Annotated in this window: 10 protein-coding genes; 1 reads left to right on the plus strand and 9 read right to left on the minus strand. The window is 39.4% G+C overall.

Annotated features, from left to right (window positions below; all coding sequences use genetic code 11):
- Position 1 precedes the first annotated feature (1 nt).
- On the minus strand, positions 2-1,030 hold the full coding sequence (locus BQ7394_RS22650) for a sensor histidine kinase (RefSeq protein WP_075559464.1): 1,029 nt from the start codon (positions 1,028-1,030) through the stop codon (positions 2-4).
- Between the two features lie 302 nt (positions 1,031-1,332).
- On the opposite strand from BQ7394_RS22650, the gene BQ7394_RS22655 reads away from it, so the two are divergent.
- Complete coding sequence (locus BQ7394_RS22655; protein WP_075559465.1) at positions 1,333-2,427, plus strand: tyrosine-protein phosphatase; 1,095 nt, start codon at positions 1,333-1,335, stop codon at positions 2,425-2,427.
- Here BQ7394_RS22655 and BQ7394_RS22660 read toward each other — a convergent pair whose 3' ends face one another.
- The 8 genes from BQ7394_RS22660 to BQ7394_RS22695 form a co-directional block, all read right to left on the minus strand.
- Positions 2,428-5,013 (minus strand): hypothetical protein, encoded by a 2,586-nt coding sequence (locus BQ7394_RS22660; RefSeq protein ID WP_075559466.1) that lies wholly within the window; start codon positions 5,011-5,013, stop codon positions 2,428-2,430. It abuts the gene before it with no gap.
- Positions 5,010-5,648: an HAD family hydrolase gene (locus BQ7394_RS22665; RefSeq protein WP_075559467.1), complete on the minus strand. Its 639-nt coding sequence runs from the start codon at positions 5,646-5,648 to the stop codon at positions 5,010-5,012. Before BQ7394_RS22665 ends, BQ7394_RS22660 begins: the two co-directional genes overlap by 4 nt.
- 211 nt (positions 5,649-5,859) lie before the next feature.
- On the minus strand, positions 5,860-6,603 hold the full coding sequence (locus BQ7394_RS22670) for an HpcH/HpaI aldolase family protein (protein ID WP_075559468.1): 744 nt from the start codon (positions 6,601-6,603) through the stop codon (positions 5,860-5,862).
- Positions 6,604-6,605: 2 nt separating this feature from the next.
- Complete coding sequence (locus BQ7394_RS22675; protein WP_075559469.1) at positions 6,606-7,694, minus strand: phosphotransferase family protein; 1,089 nt, start codon at positions 7,692-7,694, stop codon at positions 6,606-6,608.
- 1 nt (position 7,695) lies between these two features.
- Positions 7,696-8,655 carry a bile acid:sodium symporter family protein gene (locus BQ7394_RS22680; protein ID WP_075559470.1) on the minus strand — a complete coding sequence of 320 codons (960 nt, stop codon included), beginning with the start codon at positions 8,653-8,655 and terminating at the stop codon, positions 7,696-7,698.
- On the minus strand, positions 8,652-9,881 hold the full coding sequence (locus BQ7394_RS22685; protein ID WP_210436540.1) for a sialidase family protein: 1,230 nt from the start codon (positions 9,879-9,881) through the stop codon (positions 8,652-8,654). The genes BQ7394_RS22680 and BQ7394_RS22685 overlap by 4 nt, the downstream gene beginning before the upstream one ends.
- A gap of 21 nt (positions 9,882-9,902) precedes the next feature.
- On the minus strand, positions 9,903-11,348 hold the full coding sequence (locus BQ7394_RS22690; protein WP_082212112.1) for a RagB/SusD family nutrient uptake outer membrane protein: 1,446 nt from the start codon (positions 11,346-11,348) through the stop codon (positions 9,903-9,905).
- A gap of 20 nt (positions 11,349-11,368) precedes the next feature.
- Positions 11,369-14,410, minus strand: coding sequence for a SusC/RagA family TonB-linked outer membrane protein (locus BQ7394_RS22695; protein WP_082212115.1), 3,042 nt, complete (start codon positions 14,408-14,410; stop codon positions 11,369-11,371).
- Between the last annotated feature and the right edge of the window lie 53 nt (positions 14,411-14,463).

Consider the following 14,463-nt stretch of genomic DNA (forward strand, 5'->3'; position numbering starts at 1 on the left):
TTTATATGCCTTTGATTGGTAGTTTTACTGTAAACCGATTGTTATCAGTTTCCACTGTCATTTCTTTTCCCATGATCAACTTTACCCTTTCCTTCAGATTGGCCAATCCAGTTCCGGGAGAGCCCTTCAACGTATTCCTTTTTTGTATGTTATTGGTAATGACGATAAACGGCTCTTCTTCATTATGGATAACAATCCTTAGGGGATTCTCTTCAGAAACCGAATTATGCTTGAGGGCATTCTCGACCAATATCTGCAAAGAGATAGGGACTATACTGTACTTTTCAGTATCCCGGACATTCATTTCCAATTGAATCTTGTCCCCGTCGCGTTCCTTTTGGAGATCGAAATACCGACTGACAAATCTTATTTCGTCTTCCAGCGGAACCAGATCGGTTTCCTCATGATCCAGGATATACCTGTAGATACCGGCTAACTGCTGAATATAGCAATCCGCCTTCTTAGTATCCACATAGATAATTTCAGAGAGTGTATTCAAGCTGTTGAACAGGAAATGAGGGTTGACCTGTGTCTTAAGTGTCCGATATTTATATTTCAGGTTTTCTTCCCTCAGTTGCTGTTCACGGTCCACCGCTTGCCGCCAGATACTGTAAAAGAAGAAAGCGGAAGCCATCAAAGCGCAGACTGAGTAGTATTTGATGGTCTGTGGAAACTCCACCTCAAACAAGTTACTCATAAAGTGAGTGGTATCCAATCCCGTAATCAGATAAAACACATAGATCTGTAAACTGATAACAATAAGAGAGATCAGCAAGATGATAAGCATGAAAACAAGGAACACCGGTACAATGATCTTCTTCACTTTCCTGATGGGCATAGACAAGTAGTAACCGAAAAACCAGTTGCTGATACCCAACGAGACCCAAACCAGAATAGACATAGTAGCACAGAGGAGCACTGTCGACAGTTGGAATGGATTTCCGGCTGTCCACCATTTAAAAATCAGGGCAAACAAGACGTTAAATACCAATACCCCGATAAGTACTTTCAGTTTTTTGTTCTTTTTCATGTTCTTACAAATTTAATCCTTTTTATTCACTTTTCAACGAGTGTAAAGTAAAGGGGAAGAAGTCAGTTTATATAATTATAGTTGCAGAGTTGTAGTTTCGTGTTGCCGAACCGTTTTACCCGGTGTTTGAACCGGAAAAAGACATACCCGGTTTCGATTAAATCATTTCTTATATTCCAAAATAAATAAACGATATTCCAAATTTCATTTATGAGGGTAAAAGCCACCTTGGCTTTGTGTAATTAGTTTTAAATCTTTAACTTGCGCACACTAACAAGATTTATTAATGAGTAAAAAACGTTATGAAAAAGAATTTATCTTACTATTTACTGTTACTTTTTTGTGTCTCCGGACTGTTTGTTTCTTGTGGAGACGATGATGATGAAAAACCCACTATCGGCTATTCCGGAAAAGACATAAGCGGAGATGCCGGGATTGCCCGCGATAAAGAAACGAAGAAAGCCGTTTTGAGCGTGACTTCCGATAAGGCATGGGAATTATATGCCGGTTCTACCGCTGAAGATATCGATATGAATACTCCTTGCCTGACCGGCGATGGAAAAGGTTCGTTCGATTTGAGCGTCGATGCTGCGAAACGACAGCTTTTCTTATTCAAGAACTCGGAAGGCCAGGCTTTGTTGGCTGAAACTCTTTTGCCTGTTCATGGATATAACTTCAGAGATCTGGGTGGTATAAAAACCAGTGAAGGCAAATTTGTACGCTGGGGAAGATTGTTCCGTACCGACGAAATGAACAAACTGGATGATGCTGATCTTGCTTATCTAGGAAGTACAGGATTGAAGACCGTTGTCGACTTCCGTACTTCAACGGAAAAAGAAGGCGGACTGGGTGGTATGTTACCGGCAGCTCCTGACAAATTGCCATCTACGGTAAAAAACCCTTATAATCTAGAAATCAATGCCGGTAATATATTTTCTGATGAGATTATCGGAAGCATATCGAAAGGCCTTAGTGAGGAGGAAACTGCTCAGATCATGATAGATGGTTATATTGAAATGGTAAGTTATGATGATTATGTGGCCAAGTACAAAGAATTTTTTAAATATCTCCAGGATGCTAATTCACTACCGTTAAGTTACCATTGTTCGGCAGGTAAAGACCGTACGGGAGTGGCAACCATGCTTATTCTATCAGCTCTCGGTGTAGATAAAGAAACGATAATGAAAGATTATATGCTAAGCAAGGAATATATTAAAGGTAAGTATGATTCATATTTGAAATACTATCCTCAAATTGCCCCGTTAGTCACCGTTGACGAAAAATATCTGAATGCCGCCTACAATAAAATAGATGAAAAGTACGGTTCCATGACTAAGTTCCTTACTGAAACATTAGGTGTGGATCTCGATAAAATGAAACAGCTATACTTATATTGATCATTTATAAATACCGATTATTCCATCTGAGGTGATCGTCTCGGCACTAATACTGAACTTTCTGCAACTACCGTTATTGTAGAACCTGATACTGGCTTTACCTTCTTTATCGGGGATAACCGAAGGATTCCAGTAGAGTGTACGACGGTAATCCGGTTCCGGTGGGAGGATGGAATAATCCGGACTATAAAATTCTTTAACCTGGCTGTAACCTTCCAGCCAGGTTTTTCGTACCCCTTTACCAGCATCCGTCGGGATCTTATCTTCCGGAAATGTCTCAATGAAAACAACGCAACTGTAAAACTTGTCTACTTCCAACGGTGACATACTTGGGTCTGCATACCGGCACATAATAGAAAGATCTTCATTGATGTAAATGGATTTGATGGCTTCGAGCCGTATCAGTTTATATTTGTTGTAATCCATTTCAGTAGCCATGGTCGGTTCGTAGTTCACAACAAAAAGGGGCATTCTTCCTTTATATTGCAGGTATTCATCCTGTCGGGAGAAGGTTTTCCTGAAATTGTTATTCATGTTTATCATCAACTCATGTATATCTTTTCCGATATACTTTCCCTGATCTGTAATATCGTCCCATTCCGACTGTACATCATAATAGGCGATTGATTTGGAACGGTTGTTGAATATATCCTTTTCCCGTGATCTCTTTTTGGCGGTTACGGTCACTTCATCCAAGCGGAGGACTCTCTCTTTATTACCAGCTTTACTCAAGGAATCCTCGTAAGCTGTCAGGAAAGCATCGATATCTTCTTCCGGCTCCTGAGTGTCAGGGATTTCTTCCGAACCGGATTCTGCCGTTTGTTCTTCTTTTTTATCAGCGAGAGTTACCTGCATATCTGCATAGCGGTATCTTTTAGGTTCAGGTGTAAAAAGCCGATCCAATATGATCCGGTAGTCTTTTTTCTTTCCTTTCTCGCTTACAGACAAGATCATATTCCATTTACCGGTTATATCGGCCCGAAAAGCGAAATGTCCCAGGCTGTCCGTTACAAATACATCGAATGCACTGGTTGCTTTTTCTTCTTCTCCTCTTTTAAGCAGGAAAGAAGAAACAGTTACGTCGCGTTTAGGTATTTTCCGGACAAAGGAAACCACCTGGCCGTGCATCTCGATACCTTGCTCCGGCCTGTATTTCAAATCCAACGGTTCTACTCCGGCCATCTGTTTCCAGGAATAACGTCGCCAACCTTGCACCATCATAAGCAGGTCGAGGGATGAACGATGGATGGAATCATCCGCTTCAAAATAATAAGACGGATTGTGAACGTATCCTTTTATGTCAGACATAAGCAATAGGTCTGTCAGGATATTGCAGTCCGACTTAATTTCATTCATACCATCCCTCACCGATAAAGAAAAGGGAGATTGTACCGGGTTCTCTTCCTGATCGGTCACTGTAAACTCCATGTCGACCGGTTCATACGGATCGTATATTTCTTTTACAGTTTTTGCTTTAATTGCCAGCGGCTTTTCCTTATTATTGAATATCAGCCGGTCACAAAGTATTTCTCCATTACTGTTAAAAACTACTATTTGTGATACACCGGAAGGTAATATCGTTTTATCTACCTTGAAACGGAGCTGTTCGCTGTGAAGTACATTGGCAAGGCAATAGTTATACAGCTTGCCTCTGCAGATGATGACCATTCCTAACATATCGGCGGGTGTCTGTTCATTCTTCTGTAAAGAGATTTCGAGACTATCTGGGGAAGAAAGGTTGTCTACCTGTAAGCAAAATCCTTGAGGTAGAGATTGAGGCATATCGAATTGGTACTTTTTACCGTTGTAGTCAACTATGGCTTTTTGTTTACCCCCATGTGGAGTGTAATTAAAGAAACCTTTCCCCTCGTGTGTTACGCTAAAGCCGACGATTTCTTCTTTGTCTTCATTTATAATCTTTCCGGTTGCATCCAGTGGATTACCGAAAGCATCTGTTATTTCAAATGCGATACGGGAAGGGATGTCCTGAATCAGGTTGCCTCCCTCCGGATAGAATTTCAGGTTTACCTTTTTCCCTTTTTGGGGCTTTTCCCGCTTCTTCGGATATTTACCGTAGCCGTATTTCAGCATATCCTTTTCCTCGTAATTCCCCTCTGTTTTCGGTTTGTTAAATACCGGTAACAGCCGGGAGAAGAGAGCGTCTTCTCCGAAGTTCAACATATATTTCGTATAGGCACGGACCTCATAGAAACCGGAATAAAAAGGCAGCTGTCCCAATGTGAAGTCGCCATGACATTGTCCGTTCTCTATTTTCAGAACCCGTTTATCTATGATTTCACCACCGGGGTTTAACAACTCGACATATAAGGTCTTACTTAACTGGGTTGCCTCATGCAACTCAGAAGTAACCACATAGCATTTAAACCAAATGTTATCGCCCTGATAATAACTGGTATTATCAAAATGCAAGTAGACTTTCTCACGGGGTATATATTGCGAAAACTGATCCGTGGCACGGATATAACGGGTGAGCCTATTGATCACACTGTCTGTTTCCTGCCCTGAAACCTGAAGGCTAAACAGCAAAAGAAAAATATAACCGATAACTCTCCGGAGTGTTTTCATGCGAACTTCATATCTTTCAGACTTGTTATCACTTCAGCCTCGCTTTTTAAAAGATCGTAGTTGTTATGCCCTCCTGCATAAAGAATGCAGTTTACACCTAAAGCTTTGGCTACTTCCGCATCGTGTAATGTATCTCCGATAATCAGAGTTTTATCCGGATTCAATGCATTGTCCTCTATCAACTTCCGTCCGATCCCCACTTTCCCGGTTGCGCAGATATCACCGGAACCATATATTCCTTTGAACTTTGCAGTCAATTGAAAATGACCGAGCATTCGTAGCAAATCATCTTTCCCGGCTGCTGACAATATATATTGATTGATACTTTTAGTATTGATCGTATCCAGAATGAAGGGGACATCAGCGTGTAGCGCAATCTCTTTCTCATAGCTTTTATAGCGTTCCATATATTCAGCAGAAACATCTTCGATCAATTCTTTTTCAAAATCAATACCGATTTGAATATGAAACTGTTTGATAGGAAAGCAGAATATATCCCGATAGGTATTTAAATCCAGTCGAGGCAAATTTCTATTTAAAAGCATTTCATTGATAACCCTAAGGTTTACATCCACATCATCCAAAAGTGTCCCGTTCCAATCCCAGATCAAAGTGTCTATTCCGGATAAGTTCATCTTATAAAGTTTAAATAGTTAAATGAGTATTATACTGAACAAAAAATGGAATACACAAAAATACGAAAATTCTTAGTATAAATACGATAGAGGGCGCCCCTCTGATTGATAACTTGTCCAATATTACATGTTAAGGGAAGCGCCGTTTGACAGAATACGAATCCCGATTTGTCGACACATCCCTTCTTTTAAACTAGCTTTCATAATCTTATTACAATAAACGCCGGCCTAATTTAGAAATAATATCATTATAACCCGAACGAAGTATTCCTATATCGGAACCAATAGCTAAACAAGAATAGCCCAGTTGACGTAAATGCGGTATGTCATCTATGTTTCGAACCAGTATACCACATTGCTTATTGTATTTATGGGCCGCTTTTGCTACAATGTTTAATGCCTCCTGAAATTCATAAGTTATTCCGACAGGGCGAGAGCTTAGATCCATTTTCAGATCGGAGGGACCGACAAAGAGAACATCTACTCCATCAACAGCGGCTATTTCTTCTGCATTTTTAACACCTTCCTCATTCTCTATTTGCGCAAGAAAATAGGGAGCAGGTATTTTATGTATGTCTTCCGGAGGTTGTAAACCATAACCATATACTCTGGCAGAGCTACTATATCCACGATTCCCCAATGGAGGGTAAAGCATATCCAAAAGACATTCACGTGCTTGCTGAGCATTATTCACATGAGGAACCATAATACCTGCGGCCCCCCAGTCCAGAACACGCGCAACCAATGCACTCTTAAAGTCTCCCAGTCGTACTATACATTCTGTACTTTTATTTCCAATAACCTGCATGTTTGCCAATAAATTTGCTTCAGTCATGCAGCCATGCTCCAGATCAAATAATAACCATTGAAAAGAAAAACCCGCTATCTGCTCCGTTACAATAGGGGAACCGATGGACAACCAGGTTCCTATACTTAATTTTTGTGAGTGTCTCATTATTACAAATCGTTGATATTAATATGTCCGCTTATTCCATCACAAGCCCTTCGTATTCTATCCCTGGTGAATTCTTCCAGTGACTTGCCATCAGACTGGGAACCGATCAAGAAAAAGTTATCCTGCTTATCAAAATATCCGGCGCCTACACGAATCACTGTTTTAAAAATCATATTCCGGAGCAAATGAAGCCAGAAACGTTTCTGGTAATTTTCCGGTAACGCCTTTTGGGATTCATATCCCCGAATAGCAATTTCAATCATTTCACCAGAAAAGAAACATCCCAATAAAGATAAATCATCCATTGGATCCCCTGAAATGCAATCGTCCCAGTCTATAAATGCTCGAATCTGATTAGTTGCCCCCAGTATATTCCACAAAGCTAGATCTTTATGAACCAGACACCCCTGTTTGATGGGAATATACTCTGCACTATCTTTTACCAACTGGCCAATCCGGTCTCCTTCTTCTTTGGACAAGAATGTACTCTCTTCCAAAAACGAAAGATGTTTTTCCCAATTAAGAAAGTAGTAATTTTCATATTTTTCATGTAATCCCTCTAACTGCCCCTTTCGTCTTAATAGATCGGCATCAAAAGGCCCGAAGCCAGGAGGAATGATTTGTTGCCAACAGGCAACAGCCTGTCCAATTTTATACATAATGGAATTCACATTCAATAGCCCTTTTTTATAAAGCTCATTCAAATCAAGAGAATCCACATATTCAGTTATCTGATAAGCAAAAGGCACTTTCTCCCGGGAAGAGTCTGCCTGATATATTTTCACAGTCGGAACCCCCAAATGACTTACTCTTCTGATAATTTCAGTTTCAACCTCCATATAGTCATCTTTTTCAGGTCCGTCTTCTATACGTATAAAATATTTCACACCATTGCATATAGCAAGAAAAGTAAGATGATTACCTTGTCCTTTACCTGATATCAGTTCAAAAGATTTTCCTTTGAAGAATTGATCTAACATTATCTTCAAGTTGTCTTCGATGAGTTTTTTAGGACTTTTATTTTCAGACAGTGCATAAAAAGTATTTTCCCTGTCACATTTCCAATAATATATATTTTTACGAGTTGTCATTTTATGTAGTCTTTGTTTGCTCTTTTTTATCCTCTTTTTGTAATCTCCAATAACCGGCAATAAAACCTCCTAATAATGTTTGAACTACACTGCTAAAAACAGATGGAATAGCAACAAGTGGCTGGGCTGTAAAATTTTGCTTTGCCAAAACTGCGGCAAGACCTCCATTTTGCATACCAGTTTCAATTGACGTCGTTTTTGCTATTATTTTATCAAATCGACAAAGCCTAGTAAGTATATAGCCGGATATGAAACCGATGGCATGCAACATGGTCGTCGCCAGAAAAAGAACTCCAACATTTTTAGCTACCACATCAGCACTTTGCGCAACAATACTTCCTGCAATAAAGATGATGGCAAAAACAGAAAGGATCGGTCCTGCTGAAGATATCTTTTGTACTTTCTCTGGAAATTTATAATTGATATATACGCCCAAGACAACAGGTATTAAAACAACCTGTACTGTTGTCATAAACATTCCCCACGAATCAACAGGAATATATTTCCCAGCTAAAAGCTCGCACAATAAAGGAGTTACAACAATAGCCAATAAAGTCGAGACACTTGTCATGATAATCGATAAGGCTAGATTGGCCCTTGCCAGAAAGGCAAGCACATTGGATGCAGTACCTCCAGGACAACAACTAACCAAGATTAATCCAACAGCTAATGATGGATCCAAATGTAATAATTTAGCGATCCCCCAACCTCCCAGAGGCATGATAGTATATTGTATTATTGCTGCAAAGAGAACGATCACCGGCATTTTCAACAATTCTTTGAAATCTTTAATTTGTAATGTTATTCCCATACCCAGCATGACTGTGATCATAGCTATCACCATCCAGTTACCGGTAAACCAACTAAATAAAGGAGGATAAAGGAAGCCCGCAATGGAGCTTCCTATAATCCAGAGAGGATAGAGATTTAGAAATATATTGACACTTGTTTTCCAGCTCATAATTTCGGAATATTATTAGATCTGATATATTCTATAGTCCCCGGTCTGCTGATCAACATACGCATCCGACTTCTGGGACTTATAAATTGTCCGCTTAAAATATCCTCCTCGGTAAAACGAGTCATCAGGACTTCTCCATCCATCTCCCGATTCCTATCATAAGAGATATAAATATATCCGTCCGGAGCTTGAAATCCATCCGGGTATGATACACCGCGACGTTCATCCAGCATAAGCCCTCCAATCCATGTTTTTCCATCATCCTCTGACAAAAAGGCTTTAAGTTGAGAACGTATTTTTGTCCTCTGATTGATATCACCATGTTTGACAAGCAATAACCGACCTGATTTTAACCGGCGAATGAAATGACGTGAACTGGGATTGGGTAAATACTTTTCAGGAAATGACCAAGTATACCCTTTGTCAGTAGATACACTCTCATGGATTCCGTTTGTTGTCCGTGCCGTCATCCACCAGGAACTATCCTTCCGCTCCACAATCTGATGCTCATCAAACGTTCTAAACGGGAATTCTACTCCTCCCCGCCTTTTCCAGTTCTTTCCCTGATCTGTAGAAACAAATGCATATGCAAGACGTAGCGAATCCAGTTCATGACATGCTTCTTTGTATTTAGGATAGATCATACGGCGACTCCATAAATTAAGAGGCAGAACCCAGCTACCATCGGACATTACTGTCGGTTTATTCAATGCACACCCATGCCAGATTCGTATAGGTGTTGACCAAACAGGATCTTCACTATCCGGATTTTCACAAATTGTATACCAACAACCCGCCTTTCCATCAAAATATTCCATAGACTGATCAAAGAACAACCACAAACGTCCCAAAGGATCTGTCCACAAATTACCCACAATGGTACTTCGTCTTTCTCCTAGACTCATGTCATGCGGATCTATGACCAAGCGTGGTTTTGACCAACTTTCTCCTTCATCATCGCTTGTCGCCAGGACAAAGAATGCATCAGCATTATCACCGCCGCCCACCCAACAAGCCCATATACGCCCTTTGACTGTGCGTTCAATACCAATTGTCATTCCGTAGTCCAATTTATCATTATCGTAGTCAGGCAACGGATTTGTATTAAGCATAGGAGTATCCATACCATGGTCTATTTCATTTTTGTCTTTCTGAGCAGAAAGAACACCATGTAATAAAAACAGGCCACATACAATGAAAACTATTCTGGACATAATTCGTATCATAATAGATGTTTTTCTTTTTTATTAATAACCGGGATTTTGCTTCAACTGAGGATTCGCATCCATTTCTCTCTGCGGTATCGGGAACAATAAATGATGTTCGTCTATCGATGGGATCGTTTTTTTCATTGTTTCAATAAATTTACCTGTGCGAACCAAATCAAACCATCGATGTCCTTCAAAACATAATTCTTTATTTCTTTCTTCTTGTACAACTGTGCGGAAGCTAGCCTGATTGAAATCAGATATTTTAAGATCCTCCAGTCCAGCTCTATGTCTGACTGCATTTATTGCATCAAAGGCCTTTTGATTTCCATATGATACTTCATTCAATGATTCAGCTAATAAGAGTAATGCATCTGCATATCGAAGAATCGGGAAGTTACGTCCGCATTTATTACCAACGCAAGGATCATAATACTTAAAACAAAACGGTTTATCAAATTTAACAATCTCACCTGATGTGTAGTGAGGGTATTCTGTTTTAAGTAGCTCTAACCGTTTATCCTGTTTGTCGAAAGAATCATAGAAAGTCTGTTCCGGGGCTATTTCACCAGTACTTTGAATTGCCTGTATACCACTTGAACGTGGGGCAAAGGAGGCAGGAAGTATAGTATTATTTATCACTCCACTCAAAAACTGAGAAGAAAGAATATGTTCTTTGGAATTTTCATTTTCTTCTTTCCAAAGATCTTCAATATTCTCGAATAAATAGCCGGAATAAGGAACAGATAATGTCTCATCCAGTATATCAGCTGCCAGTTTCCATTTATCAGTTTGCTGACAGGGATATCCGGCCATTGTCACATACACTTTGGCCAACATAATTTTACCGGCAGCTCTGACTGCTCTCCCCTCCTCTTTGCTAGAATATTCTACCGGCAAATATTCTGATGCAAATTTAAGGTCTTCTACAATCGACTCATATACCTTTTCTTTGGAAGTTCGTGGAACTTGCAGATTATCTATACTCTGTGTATACCCTTCAATGAGAGGAACATCTCCAAACCATCTAACCAGATTGAAATAAAAGACTGCACGTAGAAAACGGGCTTCTGCCATTAAAGAATTTCTTTTATCTTCTGTCAAATCGGGTACATCAGGAAGTTTGGTTATTGCCATATTTGCACGGTTTATTACACGGTAACAATGCTGCCAGAAACCTTTGAAATTAGTATTGTTAGCATCATAAGTGAAGTCATCCAATGAGGTCAGAACGATATCACCCGCATATCCAACCATTCCCTGATCTGTTGGTAATTCCGTCATAGGGAATAATTTATAGAAACCATACTGGCCGGTAAATCCGCAATAAATTGCTATCACACCTGATTCCGCTTGTTTGGCATTTTGGTAAAATGCATCTGGATCAATCGTACTTCTCGGTTCTTCTTTTAAAAAGTCATTACATGAAGTGAATTGTAATATGCTGATTGCTGAACAAAGCAATATTGAAACTATTTTTTTCATAAGAATGTAGTATTAAATAATTAAAATGCTAAACTTACTCCTCCTGTCACCGTTCTTGCCTGAGGATACCAGTTTCTGTCGTATCCCAGGAATTGATTGCTGTTACCATAGCGATTAGCCTGTGGATCATATCCCGAATATTTAGTGAAGACATGTAGATTCTCAACATTCAAGTATATACGAAGTTTATCCATATGCATTTTCTTTAATAACTTAGGATTGAAAGTGTAACCAACCGTTATATTTTTCAAACGAAGGAAGGAACCGCTTTCTATTCGTAAAGAAGAAGAGCGAGGGTCTAGGCTAGCTCCTAACCGCTGATGTGTCGTTGATGGATTCTCAGGGGTCCAGGCATTATAATACATATCACGCAAACAGTTTGTAGTCCCGTTAGGCAACTGAGTATCAATATAGCTTTCGTTCATAATATCATTTCCATAACTGCCATCAATAAATATGCTCAGATCAAAATCTTTCCACTGGAAGTTATTTGTGAATCCGTAAATGAATTTAGGATGTGGGTTACCAACTATCACACGATCATCCTGATTGATAACATTATCACTTTCCGGGTTTAGATTCAAATATTTAACATCACCCGGAACAGCATTAGGCTGAGCTGAATTTTTGATCTCTTCCGCATTTTGGAAAATACCGATAGCCTTATAATCATAGAATAATCCCATTGGCTCACCTACACGGAGTAAGTTACCGCCACGAGTTACCGTCGTAATGATCTCGTTTGCCCCTCCCAAATCAAGAACTTTATTACGGTTCATAGAAATATTAAAAGAAGTCGTCCAGTTGAAGTCCTTCGATTTGATATTATGAGTATTTAGAGTAAATTCAACTCCCTTATTGGAAACGGCACCTATATTCTCATAACAGGTCTCAAATCCTGAAGTATAAGGTATTTCCCGCTTTAGCAACAAATCGGTCGTCTTTTTATAATAATAATCGAATATTATCGATACCCTTTCATCGAACAGTCCAAAATCAAGTCCGAAGTCAAATTGAGTTGTTTTTTCCCAACGCAAATCCGGATTAGCCACAGAGGTCGGACTGATACCTACAACTCTATCGCCTCCCAGTACATAGTTATTTCCACTCATTTGCGCTAGAGAACTGTAAGAATCGATTTCTTGGTTACCAGTTGCACCGATAGAAGCTCTTAGCTTTAAATTGCTTATTTGTTTTATTTCTTGCATAAAAGGTTCTTGCGATAAACGATAGGCAATAGCTCCCGAAGGGAAAAATCCATATTTATTGCCAGCTCCAAACTTGGATGATCCGTCTATACGTGAGGTGAATGTAAATAGATATTTGTCATTATAGACATAATTCAATCGTAAGAAATATGAATTCAATGCATTGTCTTCATATGATGAAGCCGAAGGTTTTTGTATTTGTCCTAATCCCAAATTATTGAATTTAAAATAATCGTCAACGAAATTAGAAGCAGCGGCAGTCATACTTTCTGAGGTTACTTTACGGAAAGATATACCAGCCATGAGATCTAACATATGTAGATTATTGATGTTCTTTTTATAAGTCAGTGTATTTTCATTTTGCCAGGCGACGAATCTATTCGAACTCAGTGAGGCATCCCCCCCAACAGAAAAGGCTGTGTTACTGGTCGGATATCCGTCTGCAACATAATAATAGTTTTTACCATGTGCTACATCTGCTCCAAGACTCACTTTCAATTTTAGGTCTTTAATGATTTCTCCTTCCAGATAAACATTACTGATCAGATGGGTTTTACGTCTGTATTCATCAAATTGAGTAAGTGCATACGGATTTCCACTACCATAGAAAGGACCACCATATTCTTTTGCTACTGTAGCATTGGATCCCCAGGTTCCATCTTCATATTTCACCGGAGCAATAGGGGTTGTCATGTTAGCTATAACAACAGCATTAGAGTTGTCACTATCCAGATAATATTCCGAGACGGATGCATTCAAACCGACTTTTAACCATTTTTTCACCTGACTGTCCATATTTAATCGTACACTAAGTCGATTTTGACCGGAACCTTCTACAACCCCATCCTGTGAGAAATAACTACCTGAAAGATAATAACGGGTATTGTTTCCTCCTCCGGATATTGATAATTGATAATTCTGTACAGCCGCAGTACGGAATATTTCATCTTGCCAGTCTGTACCCTTACCGAATGATTCAGGATTACTGAAAAGAGGAGCCAAACCATCAGCTTTACGAACGTCATTAGAATAATGAGCGAATTCGGTAGCATCCAAAAGATCCATTCTTTTTAATACAGACTGTGCACCAGCATATGCATCAAAGGCTATTTGAAATTTATTCTCAGTCCCTTGTTTGGTTGTGATCAAAATAACGCCATTCGCACCACGCGCACCATAAATAGCTGTAGCAGAAGCATCCTTTAAAACCTCTATAGACTCAATATCATAGGGATTCACTGTTGACAAATCACCTACACCTGCTATTCCATCTATTACATAAAGAGGGGTTGCACCCGTATTGATAGAGTTTGTTCCTCTAACTCTTACATTCATATCAGCACCAGGTTTCGCACCAAATCCACTTGATATCTGCACACCAGCAACTTTACCCTGTAACATTTGTTCCACCGATGCATTCGGCCTTTCCGCCACATCTTTTACCTGAAAGCTAACAATAGAACCTGTAATGTCACTTTTTCTCATGGACCCATAGCCTACAGCTATAACTTCATCCATAAGAATACCGTCTTCTTCCAACGTTATTTGTATGGGTTGTGCATTTTTCACCTTGTATTCTTTTGTTTTCATACCAATAAAAGAAAATACAAGAACTGAATTTTGAGAAGCTTGTATATGGAACTCTCCGTTTGTATCGGTAGAGGTTCCATTTGTACTGTTTTTTATGACAACATTCACTCCGGGAAGACCATTTCCGGCCATATCTGCCACTTTTCCCTGTAATGAAAGAATTGCATTTTGAGCAGAAAGACTCATACAACTGATTAGCATTGCCGTGATCAGAGTTAATAAGAAAAGACTGCTTTTCTTTTGTTTGTTACACGCGTTTTCCATTTTAACAAATACGATTTAAAATAGTTAGAACTAATTTTTCCCTTTATATATCA

Origin of the sequence: Parabacteroides timonensis (genome assembly GCF_900128505.1) — a bacterium.
GTDB classification, from domain to species: Bacteria; Bacteroidota; Bacteroidia; order Bacteroidales; family Tannerellaceae; genus Parabacteroides; species Parabacteroides timonensis.